This window comes from Paraburkholderia gardini, from assembly GCF_907164575.1.
Classification (GTDB): Bacteria; Pseudomonadota; Gammaproteobacteria; order Burkholderiales; family Burkholderiaceae; genus Paraburkholderia; species Paraburkholderia gardini.
Genome location: NZ_CAJQYY010000017.1, coordinates 22,396 through 44,434 on the forward strand (window position 1 = coordinate 22,396; position 22,039 = coordinate 44,434).

The following is a 22,039-nucleotide window of genomic DNA, read 5'->3' on the forward strand; positions in this document are numbered from 1 at the left end:
CGACGCGGGCCGGGCTCCTCTTCGGACTACGGGTTAGCTTCCCGCCTTCGCGGCGGCTTCCATTTGCTGCGCAGCGGCTTCAGGCGTGATCGACAGGCCGAACAGCTCCTGCGACGTATCCTTGTGCAGCTCGCCCAGCTTCGGCGGCAACTCCTGGTCGTACCAGAGCTGCACGTTCGGCGCGTCGGCGATCAACGCCTGCAGGCGCTTCAGGAACGGATCCGTAATGGTGATGTTCTTGACCGGCGGAATTTTCTTGTCGAGAACGCGACCCCGCATCGACGTATCGTCGGTCATCGTCTGGATCAGCCTGAACGCCGCCTGCGGGTCCTTGCACTCCGTCGAGATGCTCATGAAGCCGTCGCCGACCGTGCCGATCACATCGCGCGGATCACCCTTGCCGCCCGGTACGCTCGGGAACGGGAAGAAGTCGAGTTTGCCTGCAAAGCCGGGATTCTCGTTCTGGATCGTCGACGCTTCCTAGCCGCCCATCAATTCCATCGCGGCGCGCCCCGAATACAGCAGGCGACGCGAGGCGCCCACGTCGTAGTCGAGACCGTTGAAACCCTTCGCGAAAGCACCCGCCTTCACGAGTTCCTGAATGTATTTGCCGGCTTCGACGAAGGCCGGGTCCGCGAAGCTGCCGCCAGGCGCGCGATCCACTGCCTTGCGGAACACTTCGGGCCCGCCGATCCGGTCGACGAGGTACATGTAGTACATCGAACCGGTCCACTTGTTCTTGTTGCTCAGCGCAAACGGCGCAATACCATGCGAGGTCAGCACCTGCACGACGTGCATCAACTGATCCCAATTCGTCGGCGGGCTCAGGTTGTATTCCTTGAACAGGTCCTTGTTATAGAAAATCACGGCGGCGGATGCATTTTCCGCCGCTACGCCATACGTCTTGTTGTCGAACGTGACCGCATGCCACGAGGTCGGCAGGAATCGGTCACGATAAGCCGGATCTTTCTGGAGATACGGCGTCAGGTCGACAATCTGGCCGGCTTTCACATATTCATGCAACGGACCGCCGCCCCACGACTCGAACACGCAAGGCGGCTCGCCTGCGCCGAACGCCACCTTCAGCTTGGTCTTGTACGCCTCGTTCAGGACGTGCGAGTCTTCGACCTTATAGCCGGGATTCTGCTTCTCGAAGCGATCTGCCGCATCCCGCAGCACCTTGCTCGACGTCGCGTTAGTCTGCTGGTCCCACTCCGTAATCGTCTTGCCAGATTGCGCAAATGCTGCTGTCGATGCGACTGCGGCCAGCGAGCATACGAGCGCCGTGGCGCCGACCATTGACCGCGCTTTAGAAAAAGCCGGGTACGCCATATTTATGTCCCCTCTTATGGATATTGGAATATCAGCCCAAACGTCTAACGTTAGCCATAACGTTAGTTGATGTTAGACTCGTGTGCGAACTAGTGCTATGCGGGATTTTACCTGGTCGCTTTTACGACATATCGCATGCCGCGAAAGGTTGGTCCACCGATGGAAGCTGCGGTCATAGCCGGTTCTGGTAGAATAGTCTTCATACAAACGGTACCGCTAACGTTGTTAGTGAGTGAACTCCGACATGACCTCTCGCCCCCCCTCGTCACGCATGGCAAGGCAGACCCCCACGCTCGAGCACGTTGCGAAGCTCGCCGGCGTGTCCCAGATGACCGCCTCGCGCGCGCTCAACGGCCGTTCCGGCGTGTCGCGCGAGACCCGCGACGAAGTGCTGAGAATCGCGTCGGACATCGGCTACGTCGTCAACCGTACCGCACAGAAGCTCTCGGGCGGGCGCAACGGCATCATCGGCATCATCACGCCGACACTCGATACCCAGTTCTCCAGCGAGCTGATTCTCGGCGCGGGGCGCGCGGCGCGCGGCGCGGGCTGCGAGATCCTGGTCTATACCGTATTCGACGAGGACCGTCATCCGCATCACGATCTGCTCGGGTTGATCCAGCAGTTCTCGGATGGGATCCTCGCGATCCTGCCTCGCGAATCGCTCTGTCTCGAAGCGCTGTCGAACGCCAGGGTGCCGGTCGTCGTCGTCGACCAGCGCGGCGGCACGCTGACCAATTTTCCATCGGTGTCGGTCGACAACTACGGAGGCGCCCGTCTCGCGGTCGAACATCTTGCGGAACTCGGCCACAAGCGGATCGCTTTCCTCGCGGGTGACGAGACGATCGAAGGGGTGCGCGACCGGCAGCGCGGCTACCACGACACGCTCGCGCGACTCGGGCTGCCGCGCGAAGACGCGCTCGTCGCCGCGGGCGACCTCTCGCAGATGATGGCGTTCGATGTCACATTCGATCTGCTGAACCTCCCCGATCCGCCTACCGCGATCTTCACGGCGAATGACCAGAGTGCGTTCGGCGTCATCGCGGCAGTCAGGGAAGCGGGCTTGCGTGTGCCGGATGACATTTCGGTGATCGGCTTCGACGACATTCCGATGTCCGAGCAATTCCATCCCGCCCTCACCACGATCCGCCAGCCGTTCCAGCAAATGGCGCGCTCGGCGATCAATACGCTGCTCGCGCAGATAGCGGGTATCGACGCGGCCTCGCAACGCATCACACTGCCGGCGGAACTTGTCGTGCGCGACTCCACCGGACAGGTCCGGACGAAGCAGAGCGGCGCACATCACCAGATCGTTTCGACGTAAGTCGAGGCGCGAACCTTCGCATCCGAGGTAACGAGCGCACTGCCGAAGGTGCGAGCAGTGGCGGCGATCAGCCTCTGGTGGGACGTTAGCGCGGGTGACAGCCTGGCCGCGCGAAAGGCGATTTCGGTGTCCACTGGAACCAGCCGCACGCCCTCCATCGACACCACGGTCGAGAGCCAGCTTCGCGCATCCATCGACAGGCCGAGCCGGCCGTCCTTGACGAAATCCGCGATTTCGAGCGCACTGATCGCCGAAATCAGGATCTCGCCTCCGTTCAGTTCCCGATCGATCGCATCGTGCGCCGCCTGACTCAACGCATTCTGCCTGCCCAGCCAGCAGACCAGCGCAAGCGTATCGAGCGTAATCATCGACCTTCCGGCTCCGATGCGACCGGAGCTGCTGCGTGCATCGCATCGAAATGCACGATCGAAGCACGCAGGAGTTCAAGCGGATTTTGATGCTTGCTGCAGTAAGGCCTGATTTCGATGGTGGGTTGCCCCCGGTCCGTGACGACAACCGTTTCCCCCAGCATCTCAACCTGCCGGAACAGTTCGCATGCCCTGGACTTGAAAATGGCCTTCGATACTCTCTTTTCCATTGCAATCTCCACCCAGATAATTCGTATAACTATTTTTTGAATCGGGCCGAAACGGTTGCGGTTCCCGGCAGGATATTCTTTATCAATCGCCTAACGTTATCCTTAACGTTAATAAATGTTAGTATCGTATCGGAGCCGCCGCCATGCGGAGTTAACCTGGTCTCCTGAACCGTCTCGATGGGCTGATCAGGCAAATAATGGCTAGCCAGCATGGAAACGGTACAAGCTGGCTTCAGTCAAAATCAGGCGCGGCAAAATGGCCAAAGTGTTTCCCGTAAAAGGTCAAACGACTGCCTGAACACGCGCTGCAGCTTCACTGTGCTCAAACGCCACCGCGATGCCGTTCGCATCGAACAGCGTGACCGACGAGGACGCCACCTTGACATCGATGCGCGCACCGACCGGAAGCTGCGCGTCCTTCTTGTCGAGCTTGAGAGAGATCGCCTGGCCCACGCCGTCGAGATGCGCATGCAGAATCGATACGTCACCCAGATGCTCGACCAGTTCGACACGGGCGGGCAGTCCTTCACCCGGTGCCCCGATGCCGAGATGCTCGGCACGCACCCCGAGCGTCAACTTGCTCGTGATCGAGCGAGCCGGACAGCCAGGCAACACGATGGATCCGCTCCCGCCTGCGAGCGTGACGACGGTTTGCGTTTCGCCTTGCGACACCAGCACGGCCGGTAGCATGTTCATCTGCGGCGAACCGATAAAGCCGCCGACGAAGCGGTTCGCCGGCCTGTCGTACAGGTCGAGCGGCGCGCCGATCTGTTCGATATTTCCCTTGTTGAAGACGACGATTTTCTCGCCTAGCGTCATAGCCTCGACCTGATCGTGCGTGACGTAGATCATCGTCGTGCCGAGCTCGCGGTGCAGCTTCGCGAGCTCGATTCGCATCTGCACGCGCAGTGCCGCATCAAGGTTCGACAACGGCTCGTCGAACAGGAACACGCGCGGCTTGCGCACGATCGCCCGTCCTATCGCGACGCGTTGCCGCTGGCCGCCCGAGAGCGCCCTGGGTTTGCGCTCCAGCAGGTGGTTGATCTGCAGGATCCCGGCGGCCCGTTCGACCGCTTCACGCACTTCCTGCTTCGATTTACCCGACAGCTTCAGCGAAAAGCCCATGTTTTCCGCGACTGTCATATGGGGATAAAGCGCGTAGCTCTGGAACACCATCGAGATGCCACGGTCCGCGGGCTGCAGTTCGTTGACACGCACGCCGTCGATCAGAATGTCGCCCCCGCTCACCGATTCGAGTCCGGCGATCATGCGCAGCATGGTCGACTTGCCGCACCCGGATGGTCCGACGAAGACGGTGAACTGACCGTCCGGGATGTGAAGATCGATGCCCTGTATGACCTGTGGCCCTTCACCATACGTCTTCGCGACGTTGCGCAATACGAGTTCGCCCATTTATAGCTTCTCCTGAATCCTTATGCCTGCACTCCCCGCGCGACGTTGCGCTCTGGCGCGTCGCGCGGGTCGCGGTGCCGATGACTTCGCTCTAGCGTGGCGTGGTCACGCCGGCATGCTGCGCGATCACGTCGCGATACCAGTAAGCGCTATCCTTCGGCGTGCGCTGCTGGGTTGCGTAGTCGACGTGCACCATGCCGAAGCGCTTGTCGTAGCCCGACGCCCATTCGAAGTTGTCCATCAGGCTCCATGCGAAATAGCCGGCGATGTCGACGCCTTTTTGCGCCGCATCCGACAACGCGGTCAGGTGCAGGTCGTAGAACCTGATGCGTTCGATATCGCGCACCCGTCCGTGGTCCAGCACGTCCTTCGTTGCGCAGCCGTTCTCGGTGATGTAGATGGGCGGCAGCGTGTAGCTGGCGTTCAGTTGGGTCAGCAGGTCGGTCAGGCCCTGCGGATAGATTTCCCAGTCCATGTCGGTGAAGCCGAGTACACCCGGCGGCCGTTTTTCACCCGACGCGCTCGCGAAGATCCGCGTGTAGTAGTTGACGCCGAGAAAGTCCATCGGCGTGCCGATGATGTCGAAGTCACCGTCGAGAACCACCTCTTGCGGGCCGTTCTCGCCGTACCACTGCAGCGCCTCTGCCGGATACTCGCCCTTGAAGAGCGGGTCCATGTACCAGCGGACGAATTTGGCATATTCGAGCGACGCGGCCGCCTGATCTTCGGGTGAACCGGTCGCGCCATCCGCCGGCGACTGGTTCAGCACGATGCCAAGCGGCGCCTTGACGCCATCGGCGCGCAGCGCCTGCAACGCGAGACCATGCGAAAGCAGCAGATGGTGCGAGACGTGCGCCGCCTTCTTCAGGCTTTCGTTGCCCGGTGCGAAATAGCCCGTTGCATTGCCGAGCCACGCGGTGCACCACGGCTCATTGTGCGTCGAGATCGACGCCACGCGGTCGCCGAGCACGCTGCCGATCTTGCGTGCATAGTCAGCGAAACGATAAGCCGTATCGCGGTTTTCCCAGCCGTTTTGCGTCTCCTGCAGCGCGAGCGGCAGGTCCCAGTGATACAGCGTCGCGAACGGCTGGATGCCGCGCTTGAGCAGGCCGTCGACGAGCCGTTCGTAGAACGCGATACCTTTCTCGTTGAACGCACCACGGCCATCCGGCTGAACGCGCGGCCATGCGATCGAAAAGCGATAGGCCTCGACACCGAGTCCGGCCATCATGTCGAGGTCCTGCTCGATACGATGGTAGTGATCGCAGGCGACGTCTCCGTTCTCGCCGTTCACGACCTTGCCCGGCACGTTGCAGAACGCGTCCCAGATCGACGGGCCGCGGCCGTCTTCATGCGCTGCACCTTCGATCTGATAGGAACTGGTAGCGACGCCCCAAACGAAGTCTTCTTTAAATCGATATGTCGACATGAATGATGTTGCCTCGAATAATCATGCCCGCGAGGGCCTGGAAAAAGAGAAACGGAACAGAATCAGGCCTTGACTGCGCCGGTCGTCAGACCGTCGATCAGCCGGCGAGAGGTGAAGGCGAACAGCACGAGGAGCGGCAGCACCGCGACCGCCGAACCCGCCATGACCGCCCCCCAGTCCGAATTGGTCGGGCTCTGCAAGATGCGCAGCGCGAGGGGCAGCGTGTACATCGACGGCGAGCGCAGCACGACGAGTGCCGACAGAAAGTTGTTCCACGCCTGGATAAAGCTGATGAGCCCAAGCGTGCCCAATGCCGGTCCCAGCAGCGGCAGCACCACGCTCCAGTAAATGCGGAATTCGCCGCAACCGTCGATGCGCGCCGCCTCGATGAGATCGGACGGAATCGCCGACGCAACGTACTGGCGCATCAGGAACACGCCGAGTGCGGCGGCCGCACCGGGCACGTACAACGCGCGCGGCTGATTGATCCACCCCAGCAGGTTCATCGTCATGAAGGTCGGAATCATGCCGAGGAACGGCGGTACCAGCATCGCCGTCAACGCGACCGCGAAGAGCGCCTTCTTGAAGCGGAACTCGTACATCGCGAACGCATAACCCGCCATCGACGTGACCAGCAGCGTCAGCACGGTCTGGATCGTCGCCGTGTAGAAGCTCCACCCGAGGTTGCGCCAGAACGGGATGTGCCGCATCAGCGATGCCATGTTGTCCAGAAACGCGCTGCCGAACCACAACGGCGGCGGCATCGAGAAGATCTCGGAACTGGTGTGCGTCGCGAATACGAACATGAAATAAAACGGCGAGAACATCAGCACCGCGCCCGCCAGCACGACGGCATAGCCGGTATAGCGGGCCTTGTTGTTCGACAGTTTCATCGCTGTGCCTCCTCGTTCATGCCGCTGCGGTGAAAGATGCGTGTGTTGAGCCACATCAGCGCGGCGATCGTGATGAAAAGCAGCCACGCAATCGAGCTCGCCGTACCGAAATCGCCGTCGTGGAACGCCGTGCGGTACATGTAGACGGCGGTGGTCAAACCCGACTGGCTCGTGCCCATACCCTCGTTCGGCAGCAGGATGAAGGGCTCTTCGAACAATTGCAGGCCACCGATGATGGACAGCGTCACCGCGAAGAAAATCATCGGTTTGATGAGGGGAATCGTGATGCGCGTGAACTGCTGCCAGCCGTTAGCGCCGTCGATCCTCGCAGCCTCGTACAGATCCTTCGGAATGGTTTGCAGCGCCGACAGATACAGCACCGCATTCCAGCCGACATAGCGCCAGAAAATCACCACCGATACTGCCGGTTTGACGTTCGCCGGGTTGTATAGCCATTCGACGGGATGGGTCGGCACGATCCAGTGCAGGCCCGGCAACTTGCCGATCGCGGCAATGGCGAGATTGATCATGCCGTAGTCCGTCGAGTACAGCGACGAGAAGATCAATGCGATTGCGACGCTCGACGTGATGAACGGCAGAAAGTACAGACCGACGACGAAATTGCGCCAGCGGCGAAAAGCGGTCTGCAGGAAAAAGGCGAGCGGCAACGCAATGAGATGTTGCGGCAAGCCGGACATGATCGCCATCCACGCCGTGTTGTAGAGCGATTTCCAGTACCACGGGTCGGTCAGCGTGAAAGCGAAGTTCGACAGGCCCACCCACTTCATGCTGGCGAGTCCCGCGGTCGCGTCCCAGCTCTGGAACGACAGATACAGCGAGAACAGCAGCGGAAAAGCGATGAACAACGCGAACAGCAGAAAAAACGGACAGAGAAACAGGTACGGTGCGATCTTCACTGGATTGACCAGCGATTTTCTGCGCGGCGCCGTCAGCGGCGGGCGCACATCGCTCACGCGTGCGTCGCGGACGCCCGGCTCGGGGGTGGGCAGGGAAAGGCTCATCAATAGTTCCGTCCAGTCTGGCGTAACCGGCGACCGACGCCGGCTACGCTATTGCAAACTTCAACACGGCGCGGGCAGCGCCGTGCTGTTTCCTCAACGCCGGATGCGATGCGTGATCTCGTCCTGCGCTTCCTTGAGCGCCGTTCCGATGTCCTCGTTGCTGTCGACCACCTTGTCGAGCGCGGAGTGGACCGCTTCCTCAGCCACCTGGTCGTATTTGCTGCGCTGGATCGACGGAATATGGGCGGCTGCGTCGCGCCAGATCAGGCGCGCCTTTTCATTGCCAAGGAACGCAACAGGCTCGGCAAAGAACGGATCGTCCTGGGCCGCGAGCAGCGCCGGGAACGCATCGATCGAGCGGAACGAGGCGAGCTGGGTGTCTTTGCGCGTCGTCAGGAATTTGATGAATTCCCACGACATCGCCTTCTGCGTCGCCTTCACCGGAATGGAGTAGAACGTGCCGCCGAAAGAGGCGTACGCGTTGTTCGGCAGATTGGCCGCGCGCCACAGACCCTTCGTGTCCGGCGCAATCCACGACGACAGATGGCCGCCGAGCCATGCGCCCATCATCTGCGTTGCAACGGTGCCGCGCCTGAAACTCTCAGCCCATTCGTTCGACCACGGCGTGATCTTCGCGTCTAGACCGAGGTCGCGCGCCTTCTTCGCGAGCTGGAATGCCTTGACGAAGCGCTCCGATGTGACAACCGGGTTGCCGGCCTTGTCGAAGTACACCCCGTCGCCTTCCTTCAGATCAGCACGAATGTAGATATCTTCGATGTCGCGCGACGACGCCATCAGGTACGCGCCCGTGGCCTTTTTGATCTTCTGTCCAGCAGCGAGATACGAGTCCCACGACCTGTTCAGATCAGCTTCGGTGACGCCCGCCTTGTCGAGGATGTCCTTGCGATAGAACAGCGTGCCCGGGCCGATATCCGCCGGCATGCCGACGATCACGCCGTCCTGCGTGGTGGCTTGCGCGAAGGTATAGCGAATGAACTGGCTCTTGTACTGGCCCGCGTTGTACGGCGGCTTCGACAGGTCTTCCAGGCCGCCGCCCGCCGCGAACCGGCCGATGAAGCCGACTTCGACCGCCATCACGTCGGGCAGGTCGGAGCTGGTCGCGAGCGCGGTGGTCATCGCGTTGTGATGGTCGGCGATCGCCAGCGCCGACACCTTGACATCGACATCAGGATGGAGCTTCTTCCATGCGGGAAGCGCATCCTTGATTTCCTGATCCAGCTTCGGAAAAACCGCGACCCTCAACGTGGTGTTGGCATGCGCGCCGGTGGCCGCCAGGCTGAGCAGAACTGCGGCCGCGGGCCCTGAAAAGCGAAATTTCATTAATCGTCTCCTGTTGAACCGTTTGTAGATTGCTTTCGGTTACTTCCTGGTTACTTCGTTGCTTTTTCTTGCGATCTGACTACGACCTGCTTGCTGCACCTTGTCGCTTGAAAGCGCTTTCATGACAAAGTAAAAAAACGCCCCGTGGGGGTGTCATCGGTACTGGAACTGCCTGACGGCTAGAGGGGCGAATCTCCCGGTCTGGACGACGGTACGATTCGCCGTGTCGTTTCCCGGGTCATGAGCGTGAGCGAAACAGGACTCAGGGTGACGGGTTGCCTGCGGATCATCTGCACGATCCCCTGAGCTGCGAGGCGGCCGATTTCATAGGTCGGCTGGCGAACCGTCGTCAGCGGCGGGGTCATATACGACGAGGTGGGCAAATCGTCGAAACCGACCAGCGAGATATCCTCCGGCACGCGCAGCCCACGACGAAATAACGTGAGACGCGCGCCATAGGCAGTCTGGTCGTTCGCGCAGAACACCGCGCTGAACGATGCGCCGCGCGCAAACAGCCGCTCCATGGCGGCCTCGCCACCTGTCTCGAGATAGTCGCCCTGCTCGACGCGATCGACGTCGAAGCCGATACCCGCGTCCTCGAGCGCCATCCGGTAACCGTTCAGCCGCTCGATAGCATCCTCGTGATCGGGCGGCCCGGCGATGAAAGCAATCTCGCGATGGCCCTGCTCGAGCAGGTGCCGGGTAGCGTCACGCGCGCCCTGCAGGTTGTCGAGCGCCAGGCTCGCGAGCGAAGCGCTGATTTGCAGGGAGCGTCCGAGCACGAGCAACGGGGCATGCCGCGAGTAACCAATCAGGGATGGCTCGTCGAGCTGGCTATGCAGCATGATGACGCCGTCGACGCGGCGCGCGATGAACTGCTCCATACGCGACACTTCATCCTTTACATTCCAGCGACTGCTGACGAAAAGCGGCGTAAAACCCGGCTCCTGGAGCCCGTCTTCGATACCGCGCAGCCACTCCGCGTAAAACGGACTGGACACGGTTTGCGTCAGCACGCCGATCGTGTCGGTCTTCCCGCTCGCGAGGCTGCGCGCAAGCACGTTCGGCCGATAGTTGAACCGCGCGATAGCCTGCTCCACCGCTTTCTGCTTGGCCGGCAATACGCGCGCCGTGCCGTTCAGGATGCGCGACACCGTGCTGGGAGAAACGCCGGCTGCCCGGGCGATTTCCTCGAGTGTCACATTAGGTGGGTTGACGGCATCTTCGATCATGGTCCGCAGAATACTGTCCTTGAAAGCGCTTTCAAACGTGAGTAAACCCTATGTCCCTACCCATCCAGGATGGGGCCGCTGAAAAAACAGCCAGTGCGACGAGGGTGGAGGAAGCGTCGCACCGGCCTCTCTACGAAAGAGATATAAGCAGTACTGGAAACACAGAGATCACTACGATTGCCGGTCAGGCAACAACCTAGAACATCGTCATGACGCCGGCGAAGACGCCCGTCTGACTGTGACCGTAGTCCGGGTTGCCGTTGGACGACGTGCCGGTCGATGGGTCGTAGTTGTTGTTGCCGTACGGGCCGTTGCCGAGGTTGATATTCGACGTCGAGCTGTTATGCACGTAGCCCGCTTCCGTGTACAGGAACGTACGCTTGGACAGGGCGTACGTCGCACCGAGCGTGAACAGCGTTGCGTTACCGTTGCCGTTGTTCGCGTTCGCGTGGAACACGGCACCGGTGATTGCCGTGGCATCGCTCACCTGCCACGCGGCACCCAGCCACTCATGATCGACCCCGGTAGGCGCGCTCACGCCACCCGGCTGCGATGCGTTGCTGACGCCAATGCTCGCGTTGGTCGCATCGGGCGCGCTCAGATGCTGGTAGCCGGCGTACAGCCTCACCGGGCCAATGACATACGTGCCGCCGGCCAGAATCGAACGTGAGGCCGAGTAGACGTTGTTGAACGAACCGTCAGCGCCGCGGACTTCGTCATAAATCACGCGGATGTGGCCGCTGCCGAACGTATAGATACCTTCGAGCGCATCGGTACGGCCCTGGCCGGTGGGAACGCCCGCGGAGTTAACCGGCGCCGAGTTCCAGCTCGTGTTGTTAGTGAGCGAATATTGTCCTTTGAAGACAAGGCCGCCGAACAGGACGGGCGAGTCATATTCCGCGCCGTTGCTGGCACTTGCCCAGTTCCGTCCGCGCACCAGCGTCGAAATGGCGTAACGCTGCATCAGCTGCGGGTCCGTGCCCCAACTGTCTTGTGACAGTTCGCCGGCGCCGAGGTTACCCACCTTGAACAGGCCGTAATGGTCATTGGTAAAGCCGACAGTAGCGTGACGGCCAAACAGGTTGCCCGCCGAAGCGCCCGTCATCGTGTTCAGTTGCCCTTCCAGCTGGAAGACCGCCTTTGTGCCGCCGCCCAGATCCTCAGCACCCTCCAGGCCGAACCACGAACAACCCCAGTCGCCACTCTGAGCGCTCCACGCGTGACCGCCTGGAATGCCGCTTTCGAACTGAAAGCCATTGTCGATACGACCGTATAGCGTAACGCTGCTCTGCGCATGGGCCGCCGTCGCGGCTGCCATAATTGACAAAGCAAGAACCGTCTTTTTCATTAGATATCCTATATTAATTTTGGCGTCTCCGAGCCGCTCAGGACATGTACTGACTCCGTACACTCCCCGCTTTGCTGAAATGCCTGCTTCACATTTCGAGGCGATTATAGGGACCGCCGTTGCGCTGCGTATCGATCTTCCGTGTCAGGGAAAACGCTGTTATTCATAGCTGTTGCGCACGATTCAATGGCGAAGTAGCACGCGCTTCGTGACCATGACGTCGTGGTCACCTGCCTGGCAAATCCGCTTGAATCCATACACTGAAAAACTGCAGGAAACGCATGCGTCGCCTCTCTGGCGTTTCGCGACTCGTATCGAACCGTTCGGGTACGTGTGTGAATCAAATCTGGATGTTGCGCAAATGCAACGACCGGCATTCAGCTTGACGTGCATGTGCCGGATTTTTTGATCTGCGTTTCTGGAATTTCCAGGTCTCGGGGGGGAGGCGGGTGCTTGCGGGACAGCCAGACGGCTGTTCCTGCACGCTTCCAGCACGCGCCGGCATTCGGGACTATGATCGATCAACAGGCGCTGGACAGCCCTACGTCGCGTTCCGGCACGATGAACGCGCAGGCTTTTCGCCGGGCAATGATAAAAACCCGCCAACCGTCCCGACAGATAAAACCCTGGACGCTCCATCGATAGAGATGGGCGAGCAAGAACCGCATGGGGATTCTGTCATCCACTTCCGCGGCCCCTCCTGGAGTCGGACCGGAAGACCTGCTGCCGGAGTCCGCCGGCACATCTGCCTATCTGTAAGGAGAGGTACCGTGAAAACAGCCATTGCTTCCACACTCGCAGTGTTGATATCCAGCGCAATCGCGCCTGCGGTTCACGCCGACACCGGTTCGGGCGCAACCGATCCGCAACTCGCCCATAACGTCCGCGTCGCCTTTGCGCACAGCGGTGTCGATACGTCTCACGTATTCGTCTTCTCACGATCAGGACAAGTCACACTGATCGGATGGGTACCTGAGCGCCAGCAGGTCGCGCTGGCCGAACAGAGCGCGAACGGGGTGGACGGCGTCACCTCGGTGAACAATCTGCTCTCTCGTGGACATTGAAATCAAACGAAGCCGCCGCGCGGACGGCGCTCGAACCCGGCCGCGCGCTAACATCGGTCTGCTCTAGCAGCGTTGATAGTCATGTAGCGGATTTGAAACTTCGCGACGAGAAGCGCGGAGGGCCGGGTCGAGATAGAAGCAACCCCTCGACCTGATAGTGGTCGACATGAAGGTCTGCGGAAGTACATTCGCTTTTTGGTTAGCTTCCGCTAACTTCCGCCGTCTTCTGATCTGGATGGCCGCGCTGGCACCAAAGTTTAGCCACGACCTGCCGTTCGATTTCTCATTTAAATTGTCCGGGTTACGCTTGATTCGACAGTCATCTGACTGCTTAGGCACTTCTTGCCCCGTTCACCCCATCTTCATTGTCGCCTCGGCGAAGTCCGCAACGCAACAATGGAAACCATTAGTTCTGCGCATCTTCGCTCCGAAGATCGTGTGCGATGAAATCGACAAACGCGCGAATCCGGTTGGACATCTGGTGTCGTTGCGAATAGACAGCAAAGATATCGGCGTTCGGCGTGTCGTGCCCGGGCAATACCAGAACCGGTGAACCATCGGCGAGGTACTGCTTGATGTCCCACTCGGCCCGCATCAGTATGCCGTGCCCTTCGAGCGCCCACTTCACCGCGATTTCGCCATCGTTCGTCGTCAGCGACCCGTTGATACGCACGGCCTCCGTTTTAAGCGACGCGCTCGTGATCGTGAACATCGGGATCAGCGCGGCGGCGCCATTGTGGGCGATGCCCAGCATGTTCCTGTCAGGTGCCGGTGCGGCTGCGGGAATCGCGATGATCAATTCGGTCGGCAATCTGGGCGGCTTCGTCGGTCCATTCGCGATCGGATGGCTCAAGAACGTTACGGGCGGTTATTCAGCGGGCCTGTACGTAGTCGGTGCGACGCTGGCCGTGTCCGCGATCGTCACGCTGATGCTGAGCCGGCAATCGAAACGGACACCGGTCGCGGTCGAAGAGCGACACGGGCACTGAGCGGGGATTCCCGTAGCTCGCCGGGTCTCTTGCGCCGGGTGTCCGTTCACGCCCGTCAATGATGCCTTATGCCTTCGGAAGCGGAGATTTTCCGCCACGTCGGCGTAGCTTTGGCTCGACACCGACACGCCAGTCGCGCGCAAGCACGAGCGACGTCATCCTTTCCGCGATGTCTTCAAACGCAGGATCGGCTTGCGATACATACAGCCATTTCCCAAGGACAGGATGCGGCCGCAAGGCGGGCATTTCCTCGATGAGCGCCGCATGGCGCTCTCGCGACGTGCACACCAGCAGGCCACTCCAGGGCTCGTCGCGATCGGCCGCGACCAGACATAACAGGCCGTCGACATAGGCGGCTTCGCAGCCGAACATCGGCTTGCGAATGTAGGTGGCCTCCCGCTCGAATGCCTCGAAGATCCAGACGAGCGAGTTGCGGATGGTAGATGGCATCGGGCGAACCTACAGCTCGACCTTTTCCGCTCCCGCCTGCTCCAGCATCCGCAACGCCGCCTTCTCCGCATTCGCAACATGCAGGCTCGCAAGCTCCTGCGCTGCCTGGGCGTCGCGTGCCTTGAGCGCTTTATACAACCTGTCGATTTCACGCAGGCTGGTGGGCAACCGGTCCGGATGCATCAACGACGTCGTCCGCAACAGGTTAACGCGCGAATACAGGCTCGTCAGGACTTCCTTTACCAGCGCATTGCCGCAGTTATCGAGGAGCACATCGTATAGCGCGGTCTTCGCTCCCAGCACACCGGCCTGATTCTGCGCCATCGCCTCGACACGCAACGCCTTCACCTTTTCGCCGAACAGGACAATCGCCGCATCGCTCGCCAGCCGCGCGAATTCATGCGCGGCAAAGCCTTCGAGCAAGCCTCGCAGCGCGTAGAGTTCGCTCGCTTCCTTTTTCGACATCACGGCAACAATCGGCCCCCTGTGCGGCACGTTGCGCACCAGCTTCTCGGCCTCGAGCTTGCGCAACGCCTCCCGTATCGACGTGCGGCTCACGCCCAGCGTCTCACACAGTTCGCGCTCGATAAGCCGTGCGCCCGGCGCGAAACGTCCGGTCACGATGGCCTGCCGCAACACATTTTCGACTTGATGACGCAGTGTCTCAGGTCGCACCACGCCAATATCAGCTAGCATTATTGTCTTCCTGTCCGACAAGATATGGCGTTCATGATACTTCATCGCGGACCGTTTTCTGAGTCTCAAGTCGTCTGGATCAAGTCCTCAACGCACATTGCCTGCATTTTTTGCGCGAATCGTCCGCCACTTGTCGAGCGGCGTGCGCGATGTGACGCGAAGCATCGCGTCGAACGTCAACACCAGCGGCTGGGCGTGCGCGACCTCGATTGACGCAATCGCCACGTCGTCGATATCGTCCAGATGCTTGAACAACGCACGCAGTGAATTCCCGTGAGCAACCATCAGCACCGACTCCCCATTTTGCAGAGCCGGCGCCACGCATTCCTCCCACAACGGCAGTACGCGCACCAGCGTATCGCGCAGGCTTTCGGTGCGCGGCAGCGTGTCGAGGTCCGGCATCGACGCATCGTGGAGCGCGTCAAGCAATTCACGCTGTGCGGGGGGATCGAGCGGCGGCGGAGCGATATTGAACCCACGCCGCCATTCGCGCACCCGCGCCACGCCGAACACAGCCGCAGCCGCCGCTTTCTCCATGCCGGTCAACGCGCCGTAGTGCCGGTCATTCAAACGCCACGAGTGCGTCGTCCGCAGGTCCGGCTCGCCGAGTGCGTGCACAAGGTGCTGAAGCGTCACCGCGGCCCGCTGTAGCGTCGACGTAACCGCCTGATCGAAGTTAAAACCCGCGTCGCGCAACTGCTCGCCAACGCGCCGCGCCTGTTCGACGCCCGCCTCCGACAACCCGACGTCGGTCCAGCCAGTGAAGCGGTTCGCATGATTCCACACCGACTGTCCGTGGCGAAGTACAACGAGCGTAGCGTGATCCGGCATGTCCGTATGGCTCGCTAGTTGTAGCCGGGTATCGCGGCGGCCCGCACGGGCAACATGGCCTCGCCCGGCATCATCGAATACCGCGACGTCACGTTACGCATCGGTGTGCGCTTCTGTTCGCGCCAGCGCGGCTTCGAGCAGCGGTGCGCCAAGCTCGGCACCGTGTATGCCGGTCGTGCTGACGATCTCCAGCATTTCCATGATCTCTTCGGCAGTTGCTCCGTAATGCAGCGCGTTGCGCATATGGAGTTTCAGACCCGGCACGTACAGGTGCGTGGCGGACGCGTCGAACGCGCAATAGATCAGTTCCTTGACCTTCGGGCTCAACGGGCCCGTGCGCCACGGCACCGATGAAAACGCGAGATACGCATCGAACAGATCGGGGTCGAGTTCGAGCAGACCGTCCCACGAGGGATGCCAGTAGCCGCGATTCTTCTCGAACCCCGCCTTCAGTGCGAGCCGACGTTCATCAAGTGGCGGCGGCCCCGCGCGCATGCCCTCCTCTTCAAGCACTTCGAGCAGTACCGGCACGCCAACGTTGCTCGTATGAATGCCGATCGTGCTGATCAGTTCGAGCACTTCCATCAACTCCTCGCGCGTCGCGCCAAACGACAACGCGCGCTCCAGGTGATGCGCGACACCCGGCGCATGAAGCTGTGTCGCGCACGCATCGGCGGCGAGCGCGATGAACTCCCGGGTCTTGTCATCGAGATAACGCTTGCGCTGCGGCACTTCGGAAAACGTGAGGTACGCGTCAACGAAGCCGGCGTCGAGGCGCAACATGCTGTCCCACGCAGCGTTCCATGCGCCGTGTACACGGACGAATTTTTCCTTGATACGCTGCGCGTCACGTTGCTGCAGTTCCTGTCCGGTCAGACTCATTGCATCGTTCCTGTTGAAAGCAGAGGGCCCCGCCCGCGATTGCCGGTGATCGATACGTGCTTCCGGGCGCGCGATATCACGCGCACCGGACGCCTGCACGATCAGCGTGCAGTGCCTGACGGATAGTCCCGTTCAGCCACTTCTTCCTGCCACGTCCCTTTACCGATCGACGTCGCGATATGCACCATGTAGCTGCCGGCGCTCGCACCGTGCCAATGCCGCTCGTTTGGACCGATAAAAACGATGTCACCCTGGCGGATCTCCTGCGGCTCCTCGCCGTCAAGGCAGATCCAGCCCTTGCCAGCCGTTACCTGCAATACCTGGCCCTGCTCATGCGTGTGCCAGTAGGTACGGCCGCCCGGCGCGAAGAACACCGTGTTGATCGTGACGCCGCTGGTCGCCGGCATCACCGGGTCGGCCCACACCGTGCCCGAGAACGTTTCGCCGCGACGCTCCGACATTGCGCCGTCCGCCCTGCCGTGAAAGACCTTCATGCGCTTTTCTCCTGCTTCTGTTGACCGTCGAACAGCCGCACGCCGCCCGACACGTCGCCGATCGCATCGACGACCCGATTGCTGATCACGTCGCCATAGCCGAGCGCCGTGCCGAGACCGAAGCTTGCGAGCGGACCGGCAGCATTCAGCGACATCACGCCGAGTTCGCGCACGCGGTCCACGTACAGCACGACATCCTTCGTCATCAGTTTGCCGGTCAGGCCGCCTTCGAGATAATCGCCGTCGACGATTTTCGGAAAGCGGTTCAGCGTCGCGAAGTTGACTCCGCTGCTGCTGTTCAGCACATCGAGCAGCACATGCAGGTCGAGCCCGGCTTTCTTGCCGGCCACCATCACCTCCGCGCTCGCCGCGAGGCTCACGGCGTTCAGGAAATTGTTCAGCAGCTTCGTCGTGTGGCCGGCCCCGCTCCCGCCCATATACGCGACCTTTGAGCTGATCGGCGCGAAGGCCCACTTCAGCGCGTCGACCGCGCCGGCGTCGCCGCCCACCATCAGCGTCAACGTGCCTTTCTCCGCGGCCGCGGCGCCGCCCGAAATACCGGCATCGATATAGTGAACGCCGCGATCGGCGAACAGCTTCGCGAGCCGGATCGTCGAACTGGCCGCAGCCGTGCTCAGATCCACGACCGTCTGGCCTTCGCGACAGTGCGCGAGCACACCCCCCTCGCCCTCGACAACCGCTTCGACCACGTTGCTGTCCGGCAGCGACATCATCACGACGTCCGCATACGCGAACACGTCGCGCAGCGTACCGGCGGGTTGCGCACCGGCCGCCGCGATGCGCCCAGGCGCCGTGTCGTAGCCGAGCACCGCGATGCCGGAGTCGACGAGACGCCGGGTCATGCGGCCGCCCATGTTGCCAAGACCGATGAAACCGATCCGTTCCTTGTTCATGAATCCCATTCCTCCACGAAAATCACAAAAATAACCATCCGGCTAGAAATCGACGTCCTTCGTTTCGGGCCCCATCAGCGCACCGACCGTCCCGATCAATCCGCCGACGCACAGCAGCACCACTGACGTCAGCGCGAGCGGCATGAACGCGCTCAACCAGTTCATATAGAACGCGTAGAACGACGGAATGATCACCGAGAGACTGAAACCCACGCCGAATCCCGTCGCGCGCACGTCGGTCACGAAGCGTTCGTTGATGTACGTGACGATCACGCCCCACGGCGATGTCACAAGCACGGCGAGCACACAGACGATGAACATGATGGCCGGCAGCGACAGCCCGTCGACATTGGCCAGCACATACAGCAGCGCGGCGCCCACCGTGGCGATCAGCGGGCCGACGATCGCAAAGAACCGCCGCCGCCCGATCTTCTGCGCGATCATCCCGGAGCCGATGTAGGTGAAGAACAGCACGAAATACGTGAGCATCAGCGTCGACGTCATCTGAAAGCCGGTCAGATGGAGCTGGCGAACCAGAAGACCGGTCGGCAGGAAAATCGTGATGATGTTCTGCGTGAGCCAGAAGCCCGTCATCATCACCAGCACCTGCAGCAGATTGCGTCCGCTTTTGCCGCGAATCAGGTCCGACAGCGGCAGCTTCTCCGCCGCGCCGGTCTTGTCGGCGGTTTCGCTTTCCCAGATTTCCGATTCGGCGACCTTGCGCACGTAGTACATCGCGAGCGCGCCGGCCAGCACCGCGCCGAGCACGAACGGAATACGCCAGCCCCATTGCGCATAGGGTGAATGCGTGCCGTTCAGCGGAAAGAGCGCGAACATCAGCATCGCGATGAGATTGATCGTCACGTACGCTGCCGGAAAACCGGCGATGATGAAACCGCCCACGAAGCCGCGCTGTTCCTTCTTCGAATACTCGATCGCGAGCGGCATCGCACCGGTGTAGCCACCGCCGAGAAAAATCCCGTCGACGAAACGCAGCAGCACCAGCAGCCAGTACGACATGATCCCGATACTCTCGTAGCCGGGCAGCAGCGCGATCAGCAACGTGACGACGCCGAAGCCCGACACCGACCAGATCGACGCCTTGCGGCGTCCAATGCGATCGGCCACCATGCCGAACAGCAGCGCGCCGACCGGCCGGCCGAGCAGTGTCGTGATGAACACCAGCGACGCCAGAATCGTCTCCATCCCTCTCGACAGATGCGCCGGCTGGAAAAACGCCAGCACCGGTGACAGCACCACCACTGGCAGGTAAATATCGAACATGTCGATGAACTCAGAGAAGAACGCGCCCTTGATCGCGTTGCGTCTCTTCGTTTCAACCGACTGCTCGCCCTCCGACCTTACGACCTCATCTGCAGTCAATGCCTTCATCGTGTGTCTCCAGTTCGTTGTGCGCACCGCGCAGCGGTGCATATCTCTCCGTACGCTGCGGATGGCGTATTCAGGCCGTCGAAGTCTCCGCCTCGTAGGCCTTGATCGCTTCGCTGGCGACGCGGAACGCCGCCAGTGCAAGCGGCGCGCCGCAGTAGACCGCGGCCTGCATCAGCACCGCGCGGATTTCCCCGGTCGTCACGCCGTTGCGCAGCGCACCCTTCACGTGTACAGAGAGTTCGTGGTGCTGGCTCATCGCGGTGAGCATGCCGAGATTCAGCATGCTGCGCGTCTTGAACGACAGCGTCGTATCGCCCCAGATGTCGCCCCAGCAACTTTCAGTGACGAATTTCTGCATCGGCCTGTTGAAGTCGTCGGCATTCGCCCAGGATTTCTCCACGTGCGCGGCGCCAAGCACCTCCTTGCGGTTCTCAAAACCTCTGTCAAAGCGTTCACTCTTGTCCATCGTGCGTTCCTCGCAGGTTCATATCCGTCAATGCTATTACTGCCTGACCAGATGATTGTCCGACAATTTATAAAAGGAAAATTTTTTACGGCGACAACCCGATCCGAACGGATCAGTCCGCGCCGTAGCCCACCATCGCCTTGGTCTCCAGATATTCGCGCAACCCCGCTTCACCCCATTCGCGACCGTTGCCCGAGCGCTTGTAGCCGCCGAACGGCGCACCGAAATCCGCTGGCGGATAGTTCAGATGCACACCGCCCGCGCGCAACGCACGCCCGATCTTGCGGGCGCGCCGCACGTCGCCTGACTGCACGTACGCGGCGAGGCCGTACTCCGTTCCGTTTGCAATTCCGATCGCTTCGTCTTCCGTGTCGTACGCGATCATCGACAACACGGGTCCGAAAATCTCCTCGCGCGCGATCGTCATTTGCGGTGTGACGTCGGCGAAGATTGTCGGGCGCGCGTAGTAGCCCCTGTCGACATCCGCCGGCAAGCCGATGCCGCCCGTCACGAGACGCGCGCCTTCGTCGATGCCCGTCTGGATCAGCATCTGCACGCGTTCGAACTGGTTACGGTTGACGAGCGGGCCGAGCTGCGTCGCAGGATCGTCGGTCGGGCCGACACAATAGGCTTCCGCCGCGCGCTTTGCGATCTGCGCGGCGTCGTTCATCAGATGGCGCGGCACAAGCATGCGCGTCGGAATCGAGCACGACTGGCCCGAGTTCGTGAAGCACGCCGCCACGCCGCGCGTGACGGCCTCGTCGAGGTTCACGTCGTCGAGCAGGATGTTGGCCGACTTGCCGCCCAGCTCCTGCGCAACGCGCTTCACTGTCTCCGCCGCCGCCTTTGCAACCAGTACGCCCGCCCGCGTCGAGCCCGTGAACGACACCATGTCGATGTCCGGGTGGCTCGCGATCGCCGCACCCACGCCAGGGCCGTCGCCATTCACCAGGTTGAACACACCGGCCGGCACACCGGCTTCGTGAAGCACCTCGGCGAACAGCAGTGCGCTCAGCGGCGAATACTCGCTCGGCTTCAGCACCATCGTGCAACCGGCCGCGAGCGCGGGCGCGATCTTCACGACGATCTGGTTGACGGGCCAGTTCCAGGGCGTGATGAGTCCGCATACGCCGACGGGTTCCAGCACCACTCGCGTGCTGCCGCGCTGCTCCTCGAATTCGAAGCGTTCGAGCACGTCGATGAGCGCGTTCAGATGCGCCGGACCGCGCACCGCCTGGCCGTTGCGCGCGAAGGTGATCGGCGCGCCCATTTCGTGGCGCATCGCCTCGGCGAATTCGTCGTAGCGACGCTCGTAGATATGCAGAACGCGCTTCAACAGCGCGACGCGCTCAGCGACGACGGTCCCGGACCACGCGGGAAACGCGCGGCGCGCGGCGGCCACCGCGCGATCGACGTCCTCCGCGCCGCCCAGCGCGAGCCGCTCGAATGGGGTTTCTGTCGCTGGATCGACGATGTCGAACCACGTGGCGGACACGGGCTCGACCCATCGTCCGTCGATATAGAACTGTGCTGCATGAGACATGACACACTCCAGTCAATGCGGGATCGGGTTCTAGCGCAACGCCGAAAAAGCCGTCGGCGTCAGAAAGTGGTTTTCGATGCGCTCGACGATCGGCCTGTCCGCTTCGGTCGCCGCGCGCTTCGTGATCCAGTCGGCGTCTGCCTGGAATGCATTCCACTTCTGCTCGCGTTCAGCGAGGCTTTCCCACTTCAGCATGTAGGTGAGCGCGTGATTGCTCGGCCCGATCAGCGTGGTCCAGAAACCGATCTGCTGGATGCCGTGCTTCTCGAAGAAGCCGAGCGTGGTGCTCGTGAAACGGTCCAGCAGCGCCGGCAGGCGAGTGGGGGCACAGTGATAGATGCGCAATTCGACGATCATGTTGTTCTCCTGCGAGGGCATCAACGCGA

23 protein-coding genes and 2 pseudogenes are annotated in these 22,039 nt (G+C 61.4%); 3 read left to right on the forward strand and 22 right to left on the reverse strand.

Going from position 1 to position 22,039, the window contains the following annotated elements; all coding sequences use genetic code 11:
* Positions 1-33: 33 nt before the first annotated feature.
* Positions 34-354, reverse strand: a complete 321-nt coding sequence (locus LPA34_RS15360) for a type 2 periplasmic-binding domain-containing protein (protein WP_228979551.1) — start codon at positions 352-354, stop codon at positions 34-36.
* Positions 355-480: 126 nt separating this feature from the next.
* Entirely contained in the window at positions 481-1,299 is an 819-nt protein-coding gene (locus LPA34_RS15365; RefSeq protein WP_228979553.1) for an extracellular solute-binding protein, read from the reverse strand.
* A gap of 277 nt (positions 1,300-1,576) precedes the next feature.
* On the opposite strand from LPA34_RS15365, the gene LPA34_RS15370 reads away from it, so the two are divergent.
* Positions 1,577-2,656, forward strand: coding sequence for a LacI family DNA-binding transcriptional regulator (locus LPA34_RS15370; RefSeq protein ID WP_228979555.1), 1,080 nt, complete (start codon positions 1,577-1,579; stop codon positions 2,654-2,656).
* Here LPA34_RS15370 and LPA34_RS15375 read toward each other — a convergent pair.
* The 9 genes from LPA34_RS15375 to LPA34_RS15415 all read right to left on the reverse strand — a co-directional run bounded on the left by LPA34_RS15375 (position 2,635) and on the right by LPA34_RS15415 (position 11,932).
* Complete coding sequence (locus LPA34_RS15375) at positions 2,635-3,024, reverse strand: type II toxin-antitoxin system VapC family toxin (protein ID WP_228979557.1); 390 nt, start codon at positions 3,022-3,024, stop codon at positions 2,635-2,637. The genes LPA34_RS15370 and LPA34_RS15375 overlap by 22 nt on opposite strands.
* Entirely contained in the window at positions 3,021-3,254 is a 234-nt protein-coding gene (locus LPA34_RS15380; RefSeq protein WP_228979561.1) for a type II toxin-antitoxin system Phd/YefM family antitoxin, read from the reverse strand. The genes LPA34_RS15375 and LPA34_RS15380 overlap by 4 nt, the downstream gene beginning before the upstream one ends.
* Before the next feature lie 282 nt (positions 3,255-3,536).
* On the reverse strand, positions 3,537-4,667 hold the full coding sequence (locus tag LPA34_RS15385; RefSeq protein ID WP_228979562.1) for an ABC transporter ATP-binding protein: 1,131 nt from the start codon (positions 4,665-4,667) through the stop codon (positions 3,537-3,539).
* 91 nt (positions 4,668-4,758) lie between these two features.
* The gene (locus LPA34_RS15390; RefSeq protein ID WP_228979563.1) at positions 4,759-6,096 is read right to left on the reverse strand and encodes a GH1 family beta-glucosidase; all 1,338 of its coding nucleotides are present in this window, start codon (positions 6,094-6,096) and stop codon (positions 4,759-4,761) included.
* Positions 6,097-6,158: 62 nt separating this feature from the next.
* Positions 6,159-6,989: a carbohydrate ABC transporter permease gene (locus LPA34_RS15395; protein ID WP_228979565.1), complete on the reverse strand. Its 831-nt coding sequence runs from the start codon at positions 6,987-6,989 to the stop codon at positions 6,159-6,161.
* Positions 6,986-8,011, reverse strand: coding sequence for a carbohydrate ABC transporter permease (locus LPA34_RS15400; RefSeq protein ID WP_228979573.1), 1,026 nt, complete (start codon positions 8,009-8,011; stop codon positions 6,986-6,988). Before LPA34_RS15400 ends, LPA34_RS15395 begins: the two co-directional genes overlap by 4 nt.
* A 93-nt stretch (positions 8,012-8,104) precedes the next feature.
* Positions 8,105-9,352 carry an ABC transporter substrate-binding protein gene (locus LPA34_RS15405; protein WP_228979575.1) on the reverse strand — a complete coding sequence of 416 codons (1,248 nt, stop codon included), beginning with the start codon at positions 9,350-9,352 and terminating at the stop codon, positions 8,105-8,107.
* 179 nt (positions 9,353-9,531) lie between these two features.
* On the reverse strand, positions 9,532-10,584 hold the full coding sequence (locus LPA34_RS15410) for a LacI family DNA-binding transcriptional regulator (RefSeq protein ID WP_228979577.1): 1,053 nt from the start codon (positions 10,582-10,584) through the stop codon (positions 9,532-9,534).
* A gap of 196 nt (positions 10,585-10,780) precedes the next feature.
* Positions 10,781-11,932, reverse strand: coding sequence for a porin (locus tag LPA34_RS15415; protein WP_228979579.1), 1,152 nt, complete (start codon positions 11,930-11,932; stop codon positions 10,781-10,783).
* 770 nt (positions 11,933-12,702) lie between these two features.
* Between LPA34_RS15415 and LPA34_RS15420 the strand changes: the two genes are divergently transcribed.
* A complete protein-coding gene (locus LPA34_RS15420; protein ID WP_228979581.1) occupies positions 12,703-12,996 on the forward strand; it encodes a BON domain-containing protein in 294 nt (97 codons plus the stop codon).
* Positions 12,997-13,402: 406 nt separating this feature from the next.
* On the opposite strand, the pseudogene LPA34_RS15425 reads toward LPA34_RS15420, so the two are convergent.
* Positions 13,403-13,690, reverse strand: a pseudogene (locus LPA34_RS15425) (LysR substrate-binding domain-containing protein); the annotation flags it as partial.
* Between LPA34_RS15425 and LPA34_RS15430 the strand changes: the two are divergent.
* Positions 13,686-13,985, forward strand: a pseudogene (locus tag LPA34_RS15430) (MFS transporter); the annotation flags it as partial. The pseudogenes LPA34_RS15425 and LPA34_RS15430 overlap by 5 nt on opposite strands.
* A 66-nt stretch (positions 13,986-14,051) precedes the next feature.
* On the opposite strand, the gene LPA34_RS15435 reads toward LPA34_RS15430, so the two are convergent.
* From LPA34_RS15435 to LPA34_RS15480, 10 genes are all read right to left on the reverse strand, one after another.
* Positions 14,052-14,435 (reverse strand): hypothetical protein, encoded by a 384-nt coding sequence (locus tag LPA34_RS15435; RefSeq protein ID WP_228979583.1) that lies wholly within the window; start codon positions 14,433-14,435, stop codon positions 14,052-14,054.
* Between the two features lie 9 nt (positions 14,436-14,444).
* The gene (locus LPA34_RS15440) at positions 14,445-15,131 is read right to left on the reverse strand and encodes a GntR family transcriptional regulator (RefSeq protein WP_228979585.1); all 687 of its coding nucleotides are present in this window, start codon (positions 15,129-15,131) and stop codon (positions 14,445-14,447) included.
* Positions 15,132-15,218: 87 nt separating this feature from the next.
* On the reverse strand, positions 15,219-15,962 hold the full coding sequence (locus LPA34_RS15445) for a 2,3-bisphosphoglycerate-dependent phosphoglycerate mutase (RefSeq protein ID WP_228979588.1): 744 nt from the start codon (positions 15,960-15,962) through the stop codon (positions 15,219-15,221).
* 93 nt (positions 15,963-16,055) lie between these two features.
* On the reverse strand, positions 16,056-16,844 hold the full coding sequence (locus LPA34_RS15450; RefSeq protein ID WP_228979590.1) for a carboxymuconolactone decarboxylase family protein: 789 nt from the start codon (positions 16,842-16,844) through the stop codon (positions 16,056-16,058).
* A gap of 101 nt (positions 16,845-16,945) precedes the next feature.
* Positions 16,946-17,338 (reverse strand): cupin domain-containing protein, encoded by a 393-nt coding sequence (locus tag LPA34_RS15455; protein ID WP_228979592.1) that lies wholly within the window; start codon positions 17,336-17,338, stop codon positions 16,946-16,948.
* Complete coding sequence (locus LPA34_RS15460) at positions 17,335-18,252, reverse strand: NAD(P)-dependent oxidoreductase (RefSeq protein WP_228979594.1); 918 nt, start codon at positions 18,250-18,252, stop codon at positions 17,335-17,337. The genes LPA34_RS15455 and LPA34_RS15460 overlap by 4 nt, the downstream gene beginning before the upstream one ends.
* 42 nt (positions 18,253-18,294) lie before the next feature.
* A complete protein-coding gene (locus LPA34_RS15465; protein ID WP_228979596.1) occupies positions 18,295-19,644 on the reverse strand; it encodes an MFS transporter in 1,350 nt (449 codons plus the stop codon).
* Between the two features lie 70 nt (positions 19,645-19,714).
* Positions 19,715-20,110 carry a carboxymuconolactone decarboxylase family protein gene (locus tag LPA34_RS15470; protein ID WP_228979599.1) on the reverse strand — a complete coding sequence of 132 codons (396 nt, stop codon included), beginning with the start codon at positions 20,108-20,110 and terminating at the stop codon, positions 19,715-19,717.
* 112 nt (positions 20,111-20,222) lie between these two features.
* Entirely contained in the window at positions 20,223-21,653 is a 1,431-nt protein-coding gene (locus LPA34_RS15475; protein ID WP_228979600.1) for an aldehyde dehydrogenase family protein, read from the reverse strand.
* Positions 21,654-21,683: 30 nt separating this feature from the next.
* The gene (locus tag LPA34_RS15480; protein ID WP_228979602.1) at positions 21,684-22,010 is read right to left on the reverse strand and encodes an NIPSNAP family protein; all 327 of its coding nucleotides are present in this window, start codon (positions 22,008-22,010) and stop codon (positions 21,684-21,686) included.
* Between the last annotated feature and the right edge of the window lie 29 nt (positions 22,011-22,039).

Bases quoted from the DNA above. Each gene is read 5' to 3' on its own strand.
- LPA34_RS15365 (WP_228979553.1), bottom strand. From the start codon at position 1,299: ATGGTCGGCGCCACGGCGCTCGTATGCTCGCTGGCCGCAGTCGCATCG.
- LPA34_RS15415 (WP_228979579.1), bottom strand. From the start codon at position 11,932: ATGAAAAAGACGGTTCTTGCTTTGTCAATTATGGCAGCCGCGACGGCG.
- LPA34_RS15380 (WP_228979561.1), bottom strand. From the start codon at position 3,254: ATGGAAAAGAGAGTATCGAAGGCCATTTTCAAGTCCAGGGCATGCGAA.
- LPA34_RS15445 (WP_228979588.1), bottom strand. From the start codon at position 15,962: ATGCCGGATCACGCTACGCTCGTTGTACTTCGCCACGGACAGTCGGTG.
- LPA34_RS15470 (WP_228979599.1), bottom strand. From the start codon at position 20,110: ATGGACAAGAGTGAACGCTTTGACAGAGGTTTTGAGAACCGCAAGGAG.
- LPA34_RS15390 (WP_228979563.1), bottom strand. From the start codon at position 6,096: ATGTCGACATATCGATTTAAAGAAGACTTCGTTTGGGGCGTCGCTACC.
- LPA34_RS15410 (WP_228979577.1), bottom strand. From the start codon at position 10,584: ATGATCGAAGATGCCGTCAACCCACCTAATGTGACACTCGAGGAAATC.
- LPA34_RS15460 (WP_228979594.1), bottom strand. From the start codon at position 18,252: ATGAACAAGGAACGGATCGGTTTCATCGGTCTTGGCAACATGGGCGGC.
- LPA34_RS15440 (WP_228979585.1), bottom strand. From the start codon at position 15,131: ATGCTAGCTGATATTGGCGTGGTGCGACCTGAGACACTGCGTCATCAA.
- LPA34_RS15480 (WP_228979602.1), bottom strand. From the start codon at position 22,010: ATGATCGTCGAATTGCGCATCTATCACTGTGCCCCCACTCGCCTGCCG.
- LPA34_RS15475 (WP_228979600.1), bottom strand. From the start codon at position 21,653: ATGTCTCATGCAGCACAGTTCTATATCGACGGACGATGGGTCGAGCCC.
- LPA34_RS15360 (WP_228979551.1), bottom strand. From the start codon at position 354: ATGAGCATCTCGACGGAGTGCAAGGACCCGCAGGCGGCGTTCAGGCTG.
- LPA34_RS15395 (WP_228979565.1), bottom strand. From the start codon at position 6,989: ATGAAACTGTCGAACAACAAGGCCCGCTATACCGGCTATGCCGTCGTG.
- LPA34_RS15465 (WP_228979596.1), bottom strand. From the start codon at position 19,644: ATGAAGGCATTGACTGCAGATGAGGTCGTAAGGTCGGAGGGCGAGCAG.
- LPA34_RS15370 (WP_228979555.1), top strand. From the start codon at position 1,577: ATGACCTCTCGCCCCCCCTCGTCACGCATGGCAAGGCAGACCCCCACG.
- LPA34_RS15375 (WP_228979557.1), bottom strand. From the start codon at position 3,024: ATGATTACGCTCGATACGCTTGCGCTGGTCTGCTGGCTGGGCAGGCAG.
- LPA34_RS15450 (WP_228979590.1), bottom strand. From the start codon at position 16,844: ATGAGTCTGACCGGACAGGAACTGCAGCAACGTGACGCGCAGCGTATC.
- LPA34_RS15405 (WP_228979575.1), bottom strand. From the start codon at position 9,352: ATGAAATTTCGCTTTTCAGGGCCCGCGGCCGCAGTTCTGCTCAGCCTG.
- LPA34_RS15385 (WP_228979562.1), bottom strand. From the start codon at position 4,667: ATGGGCGAACTCGTATTGCGCAACGTCGCGAAGACGTATGGTGAAGGG.
- LPA34_RS15435 (WP_228979583.1), bottom strand. From the start codon at position 14,435: ATGCCATCTACCATCCGCAACTCGCTCGTCTGGATCTTCGAGGCATTC.
- LPA34_RS15400 (WP_228979573.1), bottom strand. From the start codon at position 8,011: ATGAGCCTTTCCCTGCCCACCCCCGAGCCGGGCGTCCGCGACGCACGC.
- LPA34_RS15455 (WP_228979592.1), bottom strand. From the start codon at position 17,338: ATGAAGGTCTTTCACGGCAGGGCGGACGGCGCAATGTCGGAGCGTCGC.